The organism is Streptomyces sp. NPDC002144, from assembly GCF_053593695.1.
Window position 1 is genome coordinate 164,836 of the sequence record NZ_JBSFDB010000006.1, and the last position, 16,776, is coordinate 181,611.

The 16,776-nt window shown below is 71.7% G+C and carries 20 protein-coding genes; 4 read left to right on the forward strand and 16 right to left on the reverse strand.

Annotation, left to right across the window (positions count from 1 at the left end; genetic code table 11):
* Window positions 1–9 precede the first annotated feature (9 nt).
* A complete protein-coding gene (locus ACWCQ1_RS11420; RefSeq protein WP_133041858.1) occupies window positions 10–288 on the reverse strand; it encodes a DUF6158 family protein in 279 nt (92 codons plus the stop codon).
* A gap of 56 nt (window positions 289–344) precedes the next feature.
* Here ACWCQ1_RS11420 and ACWCQ1_RS11425 point away from each other — a divergent pair, with 56 nt between their 5' ends.
* Window positions 345–1,451 carry a baeRF2 domain-containing protein gene (locus tag ACWCQ1_RS11425; RefSeq protein ID WP_451026341.1) on the forward strand — a complete coding sequence of 369 codons (1,107 nt, stop codon included), beginning with the start codon at window positions 345–347 and terminating at the stop codon, window positions 1,449–1,451.
* Window positions 1,452–1,458: 7 nt separating this feature from the next.
* Here ACWCQ1_RS11425 and ACWCQ1_RS11430 read toward each other — a convergent pair whose 3' ends face one another.
* Together ACWCQ1_RS11430 and ACWCQ1_RS11435 are read right to left on the reverse strand one after the other, a co-directional pair.
* The gene (locus tag ACWCQ1_RS11430) at window positions 1,459–3,078 is read right to left on the reverse strand and encodes an ABC-F family ATP-binding cassette domain-containing protein (RefSeq protein WP_451026342.1); all 1,620 of its coding nucleotides are present in this window, start codon (window positions 3,076–3,078) and stop codon (window positions 1,459–1,461) included.
* 42 nt (window positions 3,079–3,120) lie between these two features.
* A complete protein-coding gene (locus ACWCQ1_RS11435; RefSeq protein WP_358596328.1) occupies window positions 3,121–3,777 on the reverse strand; it encodes a histidine phosphatase family protein in 657 nt (218 codons plus the stop codon).
* 189 nt (window positions 3,778–3,966) lie between these two features.
* On the opposite strand from ACWCQ1_RS11435, the gene ACWCQ1_RS11440 reads away from it, so the two are divergent.
* Entirely contained in the window at window positions 3,967–4,788 is an 822-nt protein-coding gene (locus ACWCQ1_RS11440) for a class I SAM-dependent methyltransferase (RefSeq protein WP_451026343.1), read from the forward strand.
* An 11-nt stretch (window positions 4,789–4,799) separates the two neighbouring features.
* Here the strand turns inward: ACWCQ1_RS11440 and ACWCQ1_RS11445 are convergent, their stop codons facing one another.
* The 13 genes from ACWCQ1_RS11445 to ACWCQ1_RS11505 are packed head-to-tail and all read right to left on the reverse strand — an operon-like array spanning window position 4,800 to window position 14,561.
* Window positions 4,800–5,084: a gas vesicle protein K gene (locus ACWCQ1_RS11445; RefSeq protein WP_165954739.1), complete on the reverse strand. Its 285-nt coding sequence runs from the start codon at window positions 5,082–5,084 to the stop codon at window positions 4,800–4,802.
* On the reverse strand, window positions 5,081–5,269 hold the full coding sequence (locus ACWCQ1_RS11450) for a gas vesicle protein (protein WP_358596334.1): 189 nt from the start codon (window positions 5,267–5,269) through the stop codon (window positions 5,081–5,083). The genes ACWCQ1_RS11445 and ACWCQ1_RS11450 overlap by 4 nt, the downstream gene beginning before the upstream one ends.
* Window positions 5,266–6,033 carry a GvpL/GvpF family gas vesicle protein gene (locus ACWCQ1_RS11455; RefSeq protein ID WP_451026344.1) on the reverse strand — a complete coding sequence of 256 codons (768 nt, stop codon included), beginning with the start codon at window positions 6,031–6,033 and terminating at the stop codon, window positions 5,266–5,268. The genes ACWCQ1_RS11450 and ACWCQ1_RS11455 overlap by 4 nt, the downstream gene beginning before the upstream one ends.
* Window positions 6,030–6,380 carry a gas vesicle protein gene (locus tag ACWCQ1_RS11460; protein WP_133041851.1) on the reverse strand — a complete coding sequence of 117 codons (351 nt, stop codon included), beginning with the start codon at window positions 6,378–6,380 and terminating at the stop codon, window positions 6,030–6,032. Before ACWCQ1_RS11460 ends, ACWCQ1_RS11455 begins: the two co-directional genes overlap by 4 nt.
* Complete coding sequence (locus ACWCQ1_RS11465; RefSeq protein ID WP_451026345.1) at window positions 6,377–7,540, reverse strand: SRPBCC family protein; 1,164 nt, start codon at window positions 7,538–7,540, stop codon at window positions 6,377–6,379. The genes ACWCQ1_RS11460 and ACWCQ1_RS11465 overlap by 4 nt, the downstream gene beginning before the upstream one ends.
* Window positions 7,537–8,253, reverse strand: coding sequence for a DNA primase (locus tag ACWCQ1_RS11470; protein ID WP_133041849.1), 717 nt, complete (start codon window positions 8,251–8,253; stop codon window positions 7,537–7,539). The genes ACWCQ1_RS11465 and ACWCQ1_RS11470 overlap by 4 nt, the downstream gene beginning before the upstream one ends.
* Entirely contained in the window at window positions 8,250–8,513 is a 264-nt protein-coding gene (locus ACWCQ1_RS11475) for a gas vesicle protein GvpG (protein WP_451026346.1), read from the reverse strand. The genes ACWCQ1_RS11470 and ACWCQ1_RS11475 overlap by 4 nt, the downstream gene beginning before the upstream one ends.
* A 4-nt stretch (window positions 8,514–8,517) precedes the next feature.
* A complete protein-coding gene (locus ACWCQ1_RS11480) occupies window positions 8,518–9,288 on the reverse strand; it encodes a GvpL/GvpF family gas vesicle protein (RefSeq protein ID WP_451026347.1) in 771 nt (256 codons plus the stop codon).
* Window positions 9,285–9,722 (reverse strand): gas vesicle structural protein GvpA, encoded by a 438-nt coding sequence (locus ACWCQ1_RS11485; protein ID WP_133041846.1) that lies wholly within the window; start codon window positions 9,720–9,722, stop codon window positions 9,285–9,287. Before ACWCQ1_RS11485 ends, ACWCQ1_RS11480 begins: the two co-directional genes overlap by 4 nt.
* A gap of 52 nt (window positions 9,723–9,774) precedes the next feature.
* Window positions 9,775–10,131, reverse strand: a complete 357-nt coding sequence (locus ACWCQ1_RS11490) for a gas vesicle protein GvpO (protein ID WP_133042138.1) — start codon at window positions 10,129–10,131, stop codon at window positions 9,775–9,777.
* A gap of 46 nt (window positions 10,132–10,177) precedes the next feature.
* Entirely contained in the window at window positions 10,178–11,107 is a 930-nt protein-coding gene (gene ligD / locus ACWCQ1_RS11495; RefSeq protein ID WP_451026348.1) for a non-homologous end-joining DNA ligase, read from the reverse strand.
* On the reverse strand, window positions 11,104–12,951 hold the full coding sequence (locus ACWCQ1_RS11500; protein ID WP_358596363.1) for a transketolase: 1,848 nt from the start codon (window positions 12,949–12,951) through the stop codon (window positions 11,104–11,106). Before ACWCQ1_RS11500 ends, ligD begins: the two co-directional genes overlap by 4 nt.
* A complete protein-coding gene (locus ACWCQ1_RS11505; RefSeq protein ID WP_451026349.1) occupies window positions 12,948–14,561 on the reverse strand; it encodes an FAD-dependent oxidoreductase in 1,614 nt (537 codons plus the stop codon). Before ACWCQ1_RS11505 ends, ACWCQ1_RS11500 begins: the two co-directional genes overlap by 4 nt.
* 147 nt (window positions 14,562–14,708) lie before the next feature.
* Here ACWCQ1_RS11505 and ACWCQ1_RS11510 point away from each other — a divergent pair, with 147 nt between their 5' ends.
* Together ACWCQ1_RS11510 and ACWCQ1_RS11515 are read left to right on the forward strand one after the other, a co-directional pair.
* Window positions 14,709–15,668, forward strand: a complete 960-nt coding sequence (locus tag ACWCQ1_RS11510) for an LLM class F420-dependent oxidoreductase (protein WP_358596369.1) — start codon at window positions 14,709–14,711, stop codon at window positions 15,666–15,668.
* A gap of 16 nt (window positions 15,669–15,684) precedes the next feature.
* Window positions 15,685–16,776, forward strand: a complete 1,092-nt coding sequence (locus ACWCQ1_RS11515) for an enolase C-terminal domain-like protein (protein WP_451026350.1) — start codon at window positions 15,685–15,687, stop codon at window positions 16,774–16,776.

Sequence of the window (16,776 nt, forward strand, 5' to 3'; positions counted from 1 at the left end):
GGTCAGGCCTCAGGAGCGGGGAGTCACCGACTCCCCGCTCTGGCGTTCCCGGGCGCCTTCGCGGGTGCGGCCCGCGGCCACCATGCGCTGGGGGTTGCGGCGCAGATACTCGCCCTCCAGCTCGGCCATGCGGTCGTTGTGGGCCCGGAGCGCGTCGCTCGAGCCGTACAGCAGCGTGTCGTGGCGCGTGCGGTGGATCGTCTCCAGCTCCTTCATGAGCTGCTGGTCGTCCAGCCTGCTGGCGTCGACTCCGGTCATGGTGGTGATCCGCTCGTCGTGTTCGTCCATGCGGTCCGGGTACCCGCCCGGCAGCAACAACCCCAAGCGGCATCCGGGAGGGAGCCATGGATCTCGCCTTTCTGCATCCACTCTACGAACATCCGGGCCCTTGGGCCTCCGTGTACATGGACACGTCCCGGCACACGGAGGCCACGCCCCACGAGCGCCATCTGACGGCCGTGGCACTGGCCCGGGACCTGGACCGGCAGGGCGCCGACGAGGCCACCTGCCGGGCGGTGCGCGAGGCGCTGGAAGAGCTGCGGCACTCCTCCGAACCGAACGGCCGGGCCGTGTTCGCCCGGGCCGGCGAAGTGGTCCTCGATCCTCCGCTGGCCCGCCCCCCGCAGCGGGACCATGCCGTGTGGGCGCCCCTGCCGCACGCCGCTCCCCTGCTGGAGCTGGCCGGCGAGGACCCGGTGTGCGTGGTGGCGTACGTCGACCGCAAGGGCGCCGACCTGGAGCTGCGCAGCTCGCTGGGGAGCGAGGACGCGGGCTCGGTCACCGGCCGGCAGTGGCCGGTGCACCGTACGAGCACGGTGGACTGGTCGGAGCGGCACTTCCAGCTGAAGGTGGAGAACACCTGGGAGCACAACGCGGCCGAGATCGCCGAGGCCGTCGCCGCCTGCCAGGAGGAGACCCGGGCCGACCTGCTGATCCTGGTGGGTGACGACCGGGAGCGGCGGTCGGTGCACGAGCGGCTGCCGGCGCATCTGAAGGACCTGGCCGTCGAGGCGTCGCACGGCACCGGCAGCAGGCTGCTGGACGAGGAGGTCGAGCAGGCGCGCGCCGATCACGTACGGCAGCGGGCGGAGCGGGAGCTGGAACGGTTCCTGGCGGCCCGCGAACCGGACGGCGAGGGCCGTGCGGCAGCCGTGGAGGGCGTGCCCGCGCTGGTGGAGGCCGCCCGCGAGCACCGCATCGACGAGCTGCTGATCCGCCCGGACGGCCCCGACGCGCACCGCGAGGTGTGGATCGGCGAGGACCCGGACCAGCTCGCCGTCCGTCGCACGGACCTCAAGATCCTGGGCGAACAGCACTCGTGGCCGGCCCGCGCGGACGACGCACTGATCCGGTCGGCGGTCGCCACCGGGGCCCCGGCACTGTCGGTGGCCGCGGCCGAGGGGCGGGAGGCCCCGGTGGGCGGACTGGGGGCGCTGCTCAGGTGGACCTGAGCGCGGTCTACCGCGCCCGCTCCACCCTCCGCTCGTCCCACACCGCTTCCGGTGTCTCCCGGACGCGTCCGTCGCTGCCGAAGACCAGATAGCGGTCGAACGAGCGCGCGAACCAGCGGTCGTGGGTGACCGCGAGCACCGTGCCGTCGAAGGCCTCCAGGCCCTCCTGGAGCGCCTCGGCGGACTCCAGGTCGAGGTTGTCGGTCGGCTCGTCGAGCAGCAGGGCCGTCACGCCCTGCAGCTCGAGGAGCAGGATCTGGAAGCGGGCCTGCTGGCCGCCGGAGAGCCGGTCGAAGGCCTGCTCGGCCTGGCCGGTCAGCTCGTAGCGGCGCAGCCGGGACATCGCCGCGCCCCGGTCCTGGGAGTGCTCCTGCCACAGGATGTCCAGCAGGGTGCGGCCCTGGAGCTCGGGGTGGGCGTGGGTCTGGGCGAAGTGCCCGGGCTCCACGCGCGCCCCGAGCTTCCACTCCCCCGAGTGCGCCACGTCCTCCCCGGCCAGCAGCCGCAGGAAGTGCGACTTTCCGGAGCCGTTGGAGCCGAGGACGGCGACCCGTTCGCCGTAGAAGACCTCCAGGTCGAAGGGCTTCATCAGCCCGGTCAGCTCCAGTTGCTCGCAGGTCACGGCCCTGACGCCGGTACGACCGCCCTTGAGCCGCATGGTGATGTCCTGCTCGCGCGGCGGCTCGGGCGGCGGTCCCGCCTCCTCGAACTTCCTGAGCCGGGTCTGCGCGGCCTGGTAGCGGGAGGCCAGTTCATGGCTGACGGTGGCCGCCTGACGGAGGTTCAGCACCAGCTTCTTCAGCTGGGCGTGCTTCTCGTCCCAGCGGCGGCGCAACTCCTCGAACCGCGCGAAGCGTTCACGCCGGGCGTCGTGGTAGGTGGCGAAGCCGCCGCCGTGCACCCAGGCGTCGGCACCGGCGGGGCCCGGCTCCACGGAGACGATCTTCTCGGCGGCCCGCGAGAGGAGTTCACGGTCGTGGGAGACGAAGAGCACCGTCTTGCGGGTCTCCTTCAGCCGCTCCTCCAGCCAGCGCTTGCCGGGCACGTCCAGGTAGTTGTCGGGCTCGTCGAGCAGCAGCACCTCGTCCGTGCCGCGCAGCAGCGCCTCCAGCACCAGCCGCTTCTGCTCACCGCCGGACAGCGTGCGCACCTGCCGCCACTGCGCCTGCTCGTAGGGCACCCCGAGCGCGGCCGTGGTGCACATGTCCCACAGCGTCTCGGCCTCGTACCCGCGCGCCTCGGCCCAGTCGGCGAGCGCCTGCGCGTAGGTGAGCTGGGCGGCCTCGTCGTCGACGGTCATGATGGCGTGCTCGGCCTTGTCGACGGCCCGCGCGGCCTCGCGGATCCGGGGCGGCGCCACCGACACCAGCAGGTCCCGCACGGTCGTCTCGTCCCGTACGGACCCGACGAACTGCCGCATCACGCCGAGCCCGCCGCTGACGGTGACGGTGCCGCCGTGCGGCTTCAGCTCGCCGGAGATCAGCCGCAGCAGGGTGGTCTTCCCCGCGCCGTTGGGGCCCACCAGGGCCACGAGGGCCCCTTCGCCCACCCGGAAGGACACATCGCCGAGCAGCGCCCTCCCGTCGGGGAGGTAGTACTCGAGATGCGCGGCTTCCAGATGTCCCATGAGGAGGCATTCTGCGGGCGACCGGCGGGGCGGGGCAAACCCTTATCGCACCTCGTCCACGGACTCTCCGGCGGGACCGCTGTCGCCGCTGGGCGCGACGACGGCCCCCGCCCACGACAACGCCTTCCACCCGTCCGAGGGCGAGCCCTCCAGGATCACCACACCGGTGTTGCTCAGGGGGTGGGCCGCCGCGAACGGCACGTCGACGTTGTCCGCGCGGACGGCCGTCCACATCCGGATCGCCGCGCCGTGGCTGACCATGGCGACCGTGCGGGCCCCGCTGCCGGCCGCCTCCGCGACCACCGCGTCGTAGCGCGCCAGCGCCTCCGCGCCCGTCTCCCCGCCCGGCATCCGCAGCGCCGTGTCCCCGTCGGCCCAGGCGAACACCGTCTTCATGTACAGCTCACCCTGCTCCGTGTCCCCGGGCAGCATCTCCAGCTCCCCGGCGGACAGCTCCCGGATCCCGTCCCGGACCAGGACCTCCAGGCCCCGTGCGGCGGCCAGCGGCGCGGCAGTGAGCTGCGTACGCACCAGCGTGGAGGCGTACAGGGCCTCGATGTCCTCGTCGGCCAGGGCCTCCGGCAGTGCCGCGGCCTGCCGCTCGCCCAGCGGGGTCAGGCCCGCCCCCGGGACGGCCGTGTCCAGCAGATTGTCGACATTGCTGGGGGTCTGGCCGTGACGTATGAGGAGCAGACGCATTCAGGGACCCTCCGGGCTCGGCGATCGCCCGCGGTACGGGAAACGGGCACCTCAGGGTAACCGCCGCGACTCACCACTCCTTTTGGCTGACGCGACGTCAGTCCACATCGCAATACGCGGGTCTCACAGTTCGACATGCGGGCGTAGCGTGATGCGTAACCGGCAAGCCGTCGAACAGGGGAGTTCGTCATGTCGAAGTCGCAGGAGACCGCCGTCTACACGCACGGGCACCACGAGTCGGTGCTGCGCTCGCACACCTGGCGGACCGCCGCCAACTCCGCGGCCTACCTGCTCGGCTCCCTCAAGCCGCACATGCGGATCCTGGACATCGGCTGCGGCCCCGGCACCATCACCGCCGACCTGGCGGCCCTGGTCCCCGACGGCCAGGTCACCGGCGTCGACCACGCGCCGGGCATCCTGGACCAGGCCCGGGCCACGGCCGCCGCACGCGGCCTGACCAACGTCGACTTCGCCGTCGCCGACGTCCACGCCCTGGACTACCCCGACGACACCTTCTGCGTCGTCCACGCCCACCAGGTGCTGCAGCACGTCGGCGACCCGGTGCAGGCCCTGCGCGAGATGCGGCGGGTCACCAGGCCGGGCGGGTTCATCGCCGCACGCGACGGCGACTACGCGGCGATGACCTGGTATCCGGAGTCGGCCGGCATGGACGACTGGCTGGACCTGTACCGGCGGGTGGCCCGGGCCAACGGCGGGGAGCCGGACGCCGGGCGCCGGCTGAGGTCCTGGGCGCTGCGGGCCGGCCTGACCGACGTCACCGCCACCTCCAGCACCTGGACCTACGCGACGCCCGAGGAGCGGGCCTGGTGGAGCGGACTGTGGGCGGACCGGACGATGGCCTCCGCGTACGCGGAGCGGGCCACCGGCGGCGGGCACGCCACCGTGGAACAGCTGCGGGCGGTGTCACAGGCCTGGCGGGAGTGGGGCGAGCACGAGGACGGCTGGTTCGCCGTCCTCCACGGGGAAATCCTGTGCCGGAAAGACGTCTGACGCAGCGGGACTCATTCCCGGGGCAGCAGCGGTCCGAGTGGTCCGAGGTCCAGATTGAGGTCCTCGGGCCGCAGTCCGTACCGCTCGCGCAGTTCGGTCATCCGGTCGTCGAGAAGCATCAGCGTGAGCCCGATCCGCTCCTCCTGGTCCTCGGTGAGGTCGCCCACGTCGAAGCGGCGCAGCGCCTGGCGCTCCATGAGCTGGCGCAGCAACTCCACGACGGTCAGGACGAGTTTGACCAGGTCGCGCTCGACGGTGTCCGGCTCCAGGTCCATCCGGCCTCGGCGTGCGGTCACAGCGACTCCCCCCAGGGCGACGGCACCTGCTCGTTGACCGAGCTGATCAACGCGTTGAGATCGATGCGCACCAGATCGACGTCCGCGATGCGCAGCGTGATGTCCCCCGTGATGACGACGCCGCCGGCGAGCAGCCGGTCGAGCAGGTCCACGAGGGCGATCTCCCGGCGTTCGATGACGGTCATGCTTCTTCTCCCGCGAAGGAATAGGCGGCCCACGGCCCGGTCAGCTCCACTCGGATCCCGGGGCTGTCCGCCTTTGTCTGGTCCTTGGTCCGGTCCACCAGTTCCACGAATTCCTCGGAATGGTCCCGGGGCACGAGATAGGCGGCGTTGAGCACATTGCGCCCGGAGACACCGGACAGTGCGGGATTCTGCGGGGCGTGCAGCCGGGAGTCCTCGGCATACCGGGACAGCGTGCTGTGCAGACCGTTCGCGAACTCCTCCGTCTGCTGCCACAGATCCTCGTGCGCCCGCGCCCGCGTCCGCCGCTGCCGCAGATAGTCACGGCCCGACGCCGGCTTCGGCGCGGGCTCCGCGCCGGTCTCCGGACCGTTGTCGACGTACACCTTGACGCCCCACTCGACGCGGCCCTGCAGCCGGTCCAGGGTGCGCCGGAAGTCCTCCTCGCGTTCCTCCAGCATGACGCGGACCCCGCTGTCGTCCCGGAAGACGGTGGCCAGCCGCAGGGGCAGCGGGGTGGTGACCACGGTGAGGGCGTCGATCACGCTCTGATGGGCCCTCGCCGTCTCGGTCAGCCAGTCCAGGTCCTCCAGACGCCTGCGGAGCGGCTCCTCGGCGAAGTCCCGCTCCGGTACGTGACTCACCACGGCGATCAGGCCGTGGTGGGACAGCAGTCTGGGCGGATCGCCCGCCACACCCTTCAACTGGGCCTGCAGCGGGGCGCCGAAGGGGCGGCAGACGGCGTAGACGTACCGCAGTCCGGTCATGGCGCCTCCTCCTCCGTGGCGCGCCGGTCCGCACGCTGCGCGCCGTCGAGTTCCATCCGCTCCAGCCGTTCCTTCAGCTCGGCGTTCTCCCGGGCGAGTTCGTTGTGGCGGGCACGCGAGGACAGGGCGGGGTCGGTCTCCCACCAGTCGATGCCCATCTCCTTCGCCTTGTCCACCGAGGCGACGATCAGCCGGAGCTTGATCGTGAGGAGTTCGATGTCGAGCAGGTTGATCCTGATGTCACCGGCGATCACGATGCCCTTGTCGAGCACGCGCTCGAGGATGTCGGCAAGGTTGGCGCCCGAACCCTGTCCATAGGGTTCGGGCATCCGGCCGGCCATGCTCATCGACGGCTCCCGCCGTCGGCGTACTCGTACTCGGGCTCTTCCTCGTCCTCGTACTCCGGCTCTTCCTCCTCCTCGTACTCGCCCTCGGCCTCCTCCTCGTCCTCCTCGGGCTCCTCGGGCTCCTCGGGCTCCTCTTCCTCCTCGTCCCGGGGCTCCTCGTCCTCCTCGGGCTCTTCCTCGTCCTCGGCGCGAGTCTCCTCGTCCTCCTCGCGCGCCTCGTCGTCCCTGGGCTCCTCCTCGTCGCCCTCGTACGACTCCTCGCCCTCCTGCTCCTCCTCGGCGACCGCGTCCTCGTGGCTGCGGACCACCTCGCCGTCGCGGATCTCGCCGCGCCAGCTGTCCTCGGCCTCGCCCTTGAGGGTGATGAAGCGGACGTAGTTCTTGAGGTCGAGCCGGGCCCGGCGGCCCTGGGCGCGCCAGATGTTGCCGGTCTTCTCGAACAGCCCCGAGGGGTAGTACTCGATGACCAGCAGCACCCGGGTCAGGTTGTCGTCGAGGCGGTGGAAGGAGACGACGCCCTTGGTGGTGCCCTTGGCGCCCTCCGAGGTCCAGGCGATCCGGTCGTCCGGTATCTGCTCGGTGGTCTTCGCCTTCCAGCTGCGGTTGGACCAGAAGACCTTCAGCTGCCAGTCCGACTGGGTGTCGTCGGAGCGGCTGGCGTTCTTGACGCCCTTGGCGAAGGTGCTGAAGTCCTGGTACTGCGTCCACTGGTCGTAGGCCGTGCGCCGGTCCACTCCCACGTCGACGGACTCGATGATCACCGTCGGCTTCTTGCCCGCCCCGCGCTTGCGCTTGCTCTTGCCCCCACCGAGGTTCTTGAAGGCATCCACCACGTTCTCCTTGGCGCGGGAGGCGCCGAGCTCCAGTGCGGAGCGCAGCGGCCCCTTGCCCTCGGCGAGCTTGCGGCCGCCGTCGAGAGCGAGCTTGGCGAAGCCGGGGCTGTTGCCCTCGGCTATGTCGTTGAGCTTGCCGGTCGTCTCGCCGAGCTTGCGGCCGACGCCGGTCAGCAGTCGCTGGGCCTGCGCGGCCAGGTAGTCCTGCAGTTCGGCCTTGAGGCGGTCGGCGGCCTCGCTGTGGGCGAGGTCGGTCAGCGGGTTCTGGTTCGCCTTGTCGGTCGCTCCGCGCGCGGCGGAGGTCGCCGATCCGAGGGTCTCGGTCATCGCTCACCGTCTCCCTTCGGCAGGCGGGTGCCGGCTCCGCGGGCGGCGCCCCTGGCCGCCGAGCCGCCACGGCCGGCGGTCTTCTTGGCGGTCTTCTTCGCGGGGGCCTTCTTGCTCGCGGTCTTCTTGGCCGCCGTCTTCTTGGCCGGGGCCTTCTTGGCGGCGGACCTCGGGGCCGCGGTCTTCTTCGCGGTCTTCTTGGCGGTCCGCTTCGCAGGCTCCGCCTCGTCCTCCTCATCGTCCGGGGACTCGTCCTCGGCCTCCGTGTCCGGGGCCTCCTCCTCGGTCTCCGGCTCGTCCTCGTCGTACTCCTCGCGCGGCTCCTCTTCCTCAGTGTCCTCCCGCTCGGCGCTGGCGTCCTCCTCTTCGGAGTCACGGCCGCCGACCGTGCCGGCCACGCCGCTGAGCTGGTCGTGGACCTGCGCCGTACGGCTGTGCAGACGGTCGGCGAGGGAGTTGATCTGCCGCTCCACCATCGCGCCCGAGGCCGCCTTGCCGACCCCGCGCAGGTCCCCGCGCAGCTGGTCCCCGATCTCCTTGAACTGCGGGTTGTTCTGCAGTTGCTGGGACATCAGGTCCGCGAGCGCCTTCGGGCTCAGATGCATCCGCTTGCCGGCCACCATGGTGCCGACGGCGAACGCCAGTTTCATCTTCTTGGTACGTCCCAGAAGATATCCGGCCCCTAGGGCGAGGCCCATTCCCACTCGGTTCATCGTGCCGTCCCGTCGCCTGTGCCCGCGCCACCGCGCAGGCCTATCTCCAGCCGGTCCAGGAGTTCGTCCTCCTGTCGGTCGAACTCCTCCTCGTCGATCTCGCCGGCCTCCAACCGCTCCTCCAGCCGCGCGAGTTCGGCCCTGACCGCGGCGGGGTCGTAGTAGATGCGCTCCGCCTCCCGCAGGACCTGCCCGATCACCCAGCCGCTGCCGCGCACCGGGGCGAAGGGCAGCAGAACCAGCTCCTTGATGAGTCCCACGGCCTCACTCCTGGGCGACTCCCGGACCGGCCGCCGTGCCCGCGTGCTCGGCGGGGCCCGGTTCGACGAAGCTGTACGGCGGCAGCGGGCCGTTGACGCGCAGCTCGATGTGCGGATGGCTGTCGCGGACGTTCTCCACCGCGGTCAGGAACCGGTCGGCGGAGTCGCGGTCCACCAGGAAGGAGACGTTGACCAGCCAGCCGGTGGACTCGGGGCCCACGCTGACGTCCGAGGCGAGGGGTTCCAGGGCGCTGCGCACCGCGTCCGCGTCCTCGCTCTCCCGGGCCTTGACGGCGGCGACCACCATCTCGCCGAGGCGCAGCCGGTCGTCGTAACTGCCGCCGCCGGCTTTGCGGTTGGCCTCGGTCATGGCCCGGATGTCCGGGTTCGCGGACATCACCAGGTGCAGCACGGCCTCTTCCTGATGGGTGGCCTTGACGTTGTACTCGACCATGCCCTCTAGGGCGCGCAGCCGCTCCTTGTAGTGGTCCGCGCGCTCGGTGAGGACGCTCGTGACGGTGTCGTCGTCGGGGGCGACGCTGCCGAAGCGCATGGGCAGCACGACCCCGGCCGCGCCCGCCTCGGCGAGCACCGTCTGGTGGGCGAGCAGGTCCTTGCGCTTGGGCCGCAGCCCCTCGGGCGCGTCGCTGACGACTGCCGTCAGCTCGCCCGCCTCGAGGATCCGCACCGGGCGCGGCGGGTCGCCCACACCGGCGAGGTCCTTCGGGAGCGCGGGGTGCGAACTCGCGGTGATGCCGTAGACGTACGTGCTCACTCGTCGTCCTCCTTCCTGCGCGAGGAGGTGCTCTTGCGGGCGCGCGGCCGGGATTCGGTCTCCCGCTCACGGCCCCCTTCGCCACGTGCCTCCTTGAAGGCGCCGGAGATGGTCTCGGCGGCCCCCGAGAGTGCGCCCTTGGACTTGCCCTGCGCGCCGGACTCGGTCATCTCGCCGACCAGGTCGGGCAGGCCGGGGTTCTTGTGCGGACCGGACTCCAGGTCGAGCCGGTTGCACGCCTCGGCGAAGCGCAGGTAGGTGTCGACGCTGGCCACGACGACACGTACGTCGATCTTCAGGATCTCGATGCCGACCAGGGAGACTCGTACGAACGCGTCAATGACCAGACCCCTGTCGAGGACGAGTTCCAGAACGTCGTAGAGGCCGCTGGAACCGCCCCCACCGCCGGTCTGCTGTGCCGGGACAACGGTCATGCCGACCGCGCCTCCTTGTCTGTGGTTTCGAGTGTGTGAGCAGGTCGGCGGCCTAGCGGCCCCCCGACCTGTGTGCGTCGGCCCGCCCGCGTTCGTAGCGGCGGACGCGCCGGTAACCGGTCAGCTGGCCGTCGGGGTCGAGTTCGACCTGATAGCTCGCCATCAGGCTCATCGTGTCCGGCACCCGGGCCAGTTCGAGGACCTCCACCTCGAGTGACCAGCCGTCCTCGGTCTGCTCGAACGACGAGACGCTCTCGGCGTCCATACCGGTCAGCTCCGCGAGCTGCGTACGCGCGTCGCGCAGCACCTGCACCGGACCTGGCCGCTTGCTCGCCCCGCCATTCCCTTTGTCCGAATTCTGTGATTTCTGTGAATTCTGGGATTCGTGTGAGTCTTTTGTGTCAGACATGGCCACCTCTTGTTTGCGGGTGGCCGCAATATCAGTGGCCAAACCTTCAGGCGCCGCGCAACGCGTCCAACCTGCGCCGGGCCGGCCCCAGCGCCCGTGCCCTGCGGTTGATCCCGGCCCAGGGATCGCGGCGGACCTGTTCGAGGGCGTCGGCGATGGTCCAGCGGCGGGCGGAAAGGTCCGGGTCGTCCAGCTGGCTCCAGTCGATGGGGGTCGCCACGGGTGCGCCGGGCCGGGCGCGGACGGTGAGCGGGGCGACGGCGGTCTGCGCGTAGGCGTTGCGGCCCACGTCCAGGTAGAGGCGGTCACCGCGGTCCTTCTTGCGGGCGGCGGTGGTGAGCCGGTCGGGGTGGGCCTCGGCCAGGGTGTCGGCGGCGTCGCGGGCGAACGCGCGGACCTCGTCGAAGTCGTGCCGCCCGTCGAGGGGCACCACCACGTGCAGTCCGCGCGAGCCGGTCGTCATCAGCGCCGAGGGGAGCCTCAGCTCGTCGAGGAGTTCGCCGAGCAGCGAGGCGGCCTCCCGCACCGCGGTGAAGTCGTCGCCGGCCGGATCCAGGTCGAAGACCATCCGGTCGGGCCGCTCCACGCTGCCCACCCGGGACAGCCAGCGGTGCAGGGTGATCGAGGCCTGGTCGGCGAGGTAGACGAGGGTGGCGGAGTCGTCGCACACCGTGTGGCAGACGGTGCCGCCCTCCTTGGCCAGCTCGACGCGGGTGATCCACTCCGGGTAGTTCTCCGGGGTGTTCTTCTGCATGAACCGCGGACCCTCGACACCGTCGGGATGCCGTTCCAGCATCAGCGGACGGCCCCGCAGATGCGGCAGGAGGAACGGGGCGGCGGAGCGGTAGTAGTCGACCAGGTCGCCCTTGGTGTACTCCTTCGCCCCGCCGTCCCCCGGGAAGAGCACCTTGTCCGGCCGGTGCACCTGCACCGTGCGGCGCCCGGCCCGTACGGTCCGTACGCCGTCGTCGCTCACCGTACGACCGCCTCCTCCACCAGCAGCTTCCCGGCGGCCGCGATCGCCTCGGCGTCGATGCCGGCGGCGTGCAGCTGCTCCTCGGGCGAGGCGGATCCCGGCATGTCGCGCACCGCGAGGCGCACCAGGCGGGGCACGGGCCGCCCGTCGAGGAAGGCGTCCAGGACGGCGTCGCCGATGCCGCCCTCCTCGTGGTGGTCCTCGACGGTCACGAGACAGCCGGTGTCCTCGGCGGCCTGCCGCAGGGTCCGCCGGTCGACCGGCTTGACCGAGTAAAGGTCGACGACCCGGGCCCGGATGCCGTCCCGCTCCAGCGCGTCGGCGGCCGTCAGCGCCTCCTGCACGGTGACCCCCGCCGCGACGATCGTCAGCCGGTCCTGGTCCGAGGAGCGCAGCACCTTGCTGCCGCCGATCGGGAACTCCTCGTCGGGCCCGTAGATCACCGGGCTCTCGCCGCGCGAGGTGCGCAGATAGCGGACGCCGTCGAGGCCGGCCATGGCGGCGACGAGCTGCGCGGTCTGGTTGGCGTCGCACGGGTACAGCACGGTCGAGCCGTACACCGACCGCATCATCGCCAGGTCCTCCAGGCCCATCTGGGAGGGCCCGTCCTGCCCGATCGCGGTGCCCGCGTGCGAGCCGACGAGGTTGATGCCGGCGCCGCTGATCGACGCCATCCGCACGAAGTCGTAGGCGCGCGTCAGGAAGGCCGCGAACGTGGAGGCGTACGGCACCCAGCCGCGCGAGGCCAGTCCCACGGCCGCGGCGACCATCTGCTGCTCGGCGATGTAGCACTCGAAGTAGCGGTCGGGGTACTCCTTGGCGAAGAACTCGGCCCGCGTGGAGTCGCCGACCTCGCCGTCGAGGGCGACGACGTCGCCGCGTCCGCCGCCGAGGGCGGCAAGGGCCTGCCCGAACGCGTTGCGGGTGGCGACCTCGTCCCCCATGTCCCAGCGGGGCAGCTCCAGGCTCCCGGCGGGCACGGAGTGCAGCATGCGGGCGGCGGGCGGTTCGTTCACCCGGACGCGGATGTCGCGCGGTCCGCCGAGTTCCGCGATCGCCTCCTCGGCCTCCGGCAGCGGCTTGCCGTGCAGGCCCTCGCGGTCCTGGACGGACTCCACGCCCTTGCCCTTGAGGGTGCGGGCGAGGATCGCCGTGGGCTGACCGGACGTCGAGGCGGCCTCGCCGTAGGCCCGGTCGATCGCGTCGACGTCATGGCCGTCCACCTCGACGGTGTGCCAGCCGAACGCCTGGAAGCGGCGGGCGTAGGCGTCGAGGTCGTGTCCGTGCCGGGTGGGGCCGCGCTGTCCCAGCCGGTTCACGTCGACGATCGCGGTGAGGTTGTCGAGGTTCTCGTACGCCGCCTGCTCGGCGGCCTCCCACACCGACCCCTCGGCCAGCTCGCTGTCCCCGCACAGCACCCAGACGCGGTAGCCGGTGCGCTCGAGGCGCTTGCCGGCCAGCGCGATGCCGACACCGACGGGCAGGCCCTGGCCGAGCGAGCCGGTGGCGGTCTCGACCCACGGCAGTTGGCGTGGGGTCGGGTGGCCCTCGAGGCGGCTGCCGAGCTTACGGAAGGTGAGCAGTTCCTCGTCGTCGACGGCGCCGACCGCCTTGTAGACGGAGTACAGCAGGGGTGAGGCGTGGCCCTTGGACAGCACGAAGCGGTCGTTGGCGGGGTGGGCGGGACGGTCGAAGTCGTACCGGAAGTGGTTGGCGATCAGCACGGCCATCAGGTCCGCGGCTGACATCGAGGACGTCGGATGCCCGGACCCGGCGGCGGCCGAGGCGCGCACGCTGTCCACGCGCAACTGCTGGCCCAGCTCTACGAGTTCGGCGGTGTTCATGAGTCTCCTTCCGCGGAGGCGTCGGCACGTTTGACGGGCCCCGGCCCCTGCTCCGGCTCCCGGCCGCGAGCACCCGCGGCCGGCCCGGGACCGGGTTGATTCTTGGCGGCCTCACCGCCGGGCTGATTCTTGGCAGCCTCACCACCGGACTGATTCTTGGCCGCTTCACCACCCGGCTGGTTCTTCGCCGGCTCAGAGGCGCCCGGTTGCTCCTTGGCGGGCTCGGGGTCCCGAGCCGTGCCGGTGTCCTCGGCTGTTGCTGCGCCTGGGCCGGAGGGGGCCGGTGTGTCGTGCTGTTGGTCCGGGCGGCCGGCCACTCGGGCCAGTTCTGGGGACGCGGTGTCCAGCGGGACCGACCAGGAGCGTACGAGGCCCAACTGGACGGCCTGGCGCGGCAGTACGGCATCCAGGAACCAGTCGGCGACGACCCGGACGCGGTTGCCGGGCATCGCGGCGAGGTGGTAGCCCCGGGTGACCGCACCCGCGAGCGGCCCGGACAGATGGACGCCGAGCGGATTGGCGGCGGCCTTCACCCCGCCCAGGTCCACGACGAACCCCAGGTCGCGGTGGCGGTAGGCGTGCCGCTCGCCGAAGCCGAGGGACGCGGCCACGTTGCGCCCGGCCGCCTTGCCCTGCCGCCAGGCGTGCTGCGCGGTCATCGGCGTGTACTGGCCGGGGTTCTCCAGGTCGGGAACGGCCGCCGCGTCCCCGGCCGCGAACAGCTCGGGCCGGCCCGGCACCTGCAGGTGCGGGTCGACGAGCAGCCGGCCGCGTTCCATGGGCAGTCCCAGCGAGTCGGCGAGCGGATCCGGCCGTACGCCCACGCACCACACCAGCGAACGGGTCGGCACGAACTCCCCGTCCGTCAGCAGGACTCCGTCGTGCGTGGCCTCCTTCACCGAGGTGCCCATCCGCACGTCCACGCCCCGCTCGCGCAGCACCGAGTCGGCGGTGCGGGAAAGACGCTCGTCGAGTTCCGGCAGCACCCGCTTCGCGATGTCGAGGAGCAGCCACCGCGGCCGTATCCCCTTGCGCAAGGGGTGTTTGCGGACCTGCGCGTCGGTGAACAGCTTCCCCTGCGCGGCGACCTCCGTGCCGGTGTAGCCCGCGCCGACGACCACGAAGGTGGTGCGCGCCGCGCAGGTCTTCGGGTCGTCCTCGGACGCGGCGAGCTCCACCTGCCGGGTCACGTGGTCACGCAGGTACAGCGCCTCGGGCAGCCCACGGAAGCCGTGCGCGTGCTCGGCCACGCCCGGGATCGGCAGCAGCTTGTTGACGCTGCCGGCGGCGAGCACCAGCCGGTCGTAGCTCAGGGTCCCGCCCTCGCCCTCGGGTCCCGTGTAGTGCACGGTCCGTCCGTCGAGGTCGATCCCGTCGGCCTCGCCGAGCACCAGCCGGACGTGCGGCAGGGTGCCGGAGAGGGAGACCGTCACCCGGCGCGGCTCCAGGATCCCGGCGGCGACCTGGGGCAGCAGGGGCAGGTACAGGAAGTAGTCGGTCGGGTTCAGCAGGGTGACGTCGGCATTGTGCCGCATCTGCCGGGACAGGGTGCGGGCCGTCTGGTAGCCGGCGAAGCCGGCGCCGACGATCACGATGCGGGGTCGAGCCACGGTTCGCCTCCGGCGCTGTCGCGTGCGTCGTACGGAAACTTCCGCGTCCCCCTGGTCAGGCCCGCCAAACGTGCGCCGGTTTCCCCTCCGGCCGCCGGGTACCCGGCCCGGGACACCAACCGCCGACGTCGCGGAGGCAACACCCCCATGCCCGAGTACGGTTACTTCCTCTCGTGCGAGCAGTACGGTCCCGCCGAGCTGATCGAGCAGGCGCGGATGGCCGAACAGGCCGGGTTCCAGGCGCTGTGGATCTCGGACCACTACCACCCGTGGAACGACGAGCAGGGCCAGAGCCCGTTCGTCTGGTCGGTGATCGGCGCGCTGTCCGAGGCCGTGTCGCTGCCGATCGAGACGGCCGTGACCTGCCCGACCGTGCGGATGCACCCGGCGGTGGTGGCGCAGGCCGCGGCGACCAGCGCGGTGATGACCGACGGCGCCTTCCGGCTGGGCCTCGGCTCGGGCGAGGCGCTCAACGAGCACATCCTCGGCGACCACTGGCCGCCCGCCCACGTGCGCCTGGAGATGCTGGAGGAGGCGATCCAGGTGATGCGCCGGCTGTTCACCGGCGAGGAGGTCAACCACCACGGCCCGCACTACACGGTCGAGAACGCCCGCCTCTACACCGTCCCCGACGAGCCCGTGCCGATCGACGTCTCCGGCTTCGGACCGGCCGCCACCCAGCTGGCGTCCCGGGTCGGCGACGGCTACATCACGATGATGCCGGACGCCTCCATGGTGGAGCAGTACCGCAAGGGCGGGGGCGGCGGGAAGCTGGTCAGCGGCGGCACCAAGGTCTGCTACGACCTCGACAGGGACGAGGCGGTACGGACCGTGCACCGGCTGTGGGCGAACGAGCAGCTGCCCGGCGAGCTGAGCCAGGTCCTGCCCTCCCCCAAGCACTTCGAGCAGGCGCAGCAGCTGATCACCGAGGACATGGTGCGCGAGAACCGGGTGTGCGGCGACGACGTCGACGAGCACGTCGCCGAACTGCGGCAGTTCGCCGACGCAGGCTTCGACCGCGTCTACGTCAACCAGATCGGCCCCGACCTGCGCGGCTTCTTCGACTTCTACCGTACGAAGGTGCTGCCGCAGCTCCAGCCGTCCTGACCCGGGGGTGGCGGCGATGAAACTCCACCGACCCGTCGTCTCCGTCTACACGGTGCCGACCGACGCGCCCGAGGCCGACGGCACGCTGGCCTGGGACTCCACGACCGTGGTGATCGCCGAGGTGAGCGCGGGCGACGCGACCGGCACGGGCTGGACGTACGGCCCGTCGGCGGTCGGTGACTTCCTGCGCGACGACCTCGCCCCGCTGGTCGAGGGACGGGACCCGTTCGACATCCCCGCCCTGCACGACGCGATGTGCCGTTCGGTGCGCAACGCGGGCCGGCAGGGCATCGCGGGAGGGGCCATCTCGGCGCTCGACATCGCCCTGTGGGACCTCAAGGCCCGCCTGCTGGAACTCCCCCTCGCCCGCGTCCTCGGCGTCTGCCACGAGCGGGTCCCGGTCTACGGCAGCGGCGGGTTCACCACGTACCACGACACGCATCTCGCGGCGCAGCTCGGCGGCTGGGTGCACGGGCAGCAGATCCCGCGCGTCAAGATCAAGATCGGGGAGAGCTGGGGTCGGGCGGTCCATCGCGACCTGGCCCGTGTCCGGGCCGCCCGCCACATCATCGGCGACGAGGCCGAGTTGTACGTCGACGCCAACGGCGCCTACACCCGCAAACAGGCGGTACGGGTCGGCCACGCGCTCGCCGAGCACGGGGTGGGCTGGTTCGAGGAACCGGTGTCCTCGGACGACCTGACGGGCCTGCGGCTGGTCCGGGACGCGCTGGTCGTCGACGTGACGGCGGGCGAGTACGGCTACGACCTGCAGTACTTCGCCCGGATGATCGCGGCCGGCGCCGTCGACTGTCTGCAGATCGACGCCACGCGCTGCGGCGGCATCACCGAGTTCCTGCGCGCCGCCGCCCTGGCCCAGGCCCACGGGCTGGAGGTCTCCACCCACTGCGCCCCGCACGCCCACGCGGCGGCCGCCGCCGCGCTGCCCAACATCCGGCACATGGAGTGGTTCCACGACCACGTCCGCATCGAGGACATGTTCTTCGACGGCGCCCTGGACCCGACGGGCGGAACGGTGCGGCCGCTGTGCGGGGTGGGCCACGGTCTGACGCTGCGCACCGAGGAGGTGGAGGACTACCGGGTGGGCTGA

Bases quoted from the DNA above. Each gene is read 5' to 3' on its own strand.
- ACWCQ1_RS11430 (WP_451026342.1), bottom strand. From the start codon at position 3,078: ATGGGACATCTGGAAGCCGCGCATCTCGAGTACTACCTCCCCGACGGG.
- ACWCQ1_RS11500 (WP_358596363.1), bottom strand. From the start codon at position 12,951: ATGAACACCGCCGAACTCGTAGAGCTGGGCCAGCAGTTGCGCGTGGAC.
- ACWCQ1_RS11510 (WP_358596369.1), top strand. From the start codon at position 14,709: ATGCCCGAGTACGGTTACTTCCTCTCGTGCGAGCAGTACGGTCCCGCC.
- ACWCQ1_RS11420 (WP_133041858.1), bottom strand. From the start codon at position 288: ATGGACGAACACGACGAGCGGATCACCACCATGACCGGAGTCGACGCC.
- ACWCQ1_RS11450 (WP_358596334.1), bottom strand. From the start codon at position 5,269: ATGACCGTCATCGAACGCCGGGAGATCGCCCTCGTGGACCTGCTCGAC.
- ACWCQ1_RS11425 (WP_451026341.1), top strand. From the start codon at position 345: ATGGATCTCGCCTTTCTGCATCCACTCTACGAACATCCGGGCCCTTGG.
- ACWCQ1_RS11485 (WP_133041846.1), bottom strand. From the start codon at position 9,722: ATGACCGTTGTCCCGGCACAGCAGACCGGCGGTGGGGGCGGTTCCAGC.
- ACWCQ1_RS11465 (WP_451026345.1), bottom strand. From the start codon at position 7,540: ATGACCGAGACCCTCGGATCGGCGACCTCCGCCGCGCGCGGAGCGACC.
- ACWCQ1_RS11460 (WP_133041851.1), bottom strand. From the start codon at position 6,380: ATGAGCATGGCCGGCCGGATGCCCGAACCCTATGGACAGGGTTCGGGC.
- ACWCQ1_RS11440 (WP_451026343.1), top strand. From the start codon at position 3,967: ATGTCGAAGTCGCAGGAGACCGCCGTCTACACGCACGGGCACCACGAG.
- ACWCQ1_RS11435 (WP_358596328.1), bottom strand. From the start codon at position 3,777: ATGCGTCTGCTCCTCATACGTCACGGCCAGACCCCCAGCAATGTCGAC.
- ACWCQ1_RS11515 (WP_451026350.1), top strand. From the start codon at position 15,685: ATGAAACTCCACCGACCCGTCGTCTCCGTCTACACGGTGCCGACCGAC.
- ACWCQ1_RS11455 (WP_451026344.1), bottom strand. From the start codon at position 6,033: ATGACCGGACTGCGGTACGTCTACGCCGTCTGCCGCCCCTTCGGCGCC.
- ACWCQ1_RS11470 (WP_133041849.1), bottom strand. From the start codon at position 8,253: ATGAACCGAGTGGGAATGGGCCTCGCCCTAGGGGCCGGATATCTTCTG.
- ACWCQ1_RS11490 (WP_133042138.1), bottom strand. From the start codon at position 10,131: ATGTCTGACACAAAAGACTCACACGAATCCCAGAATTCACAGAAATCA.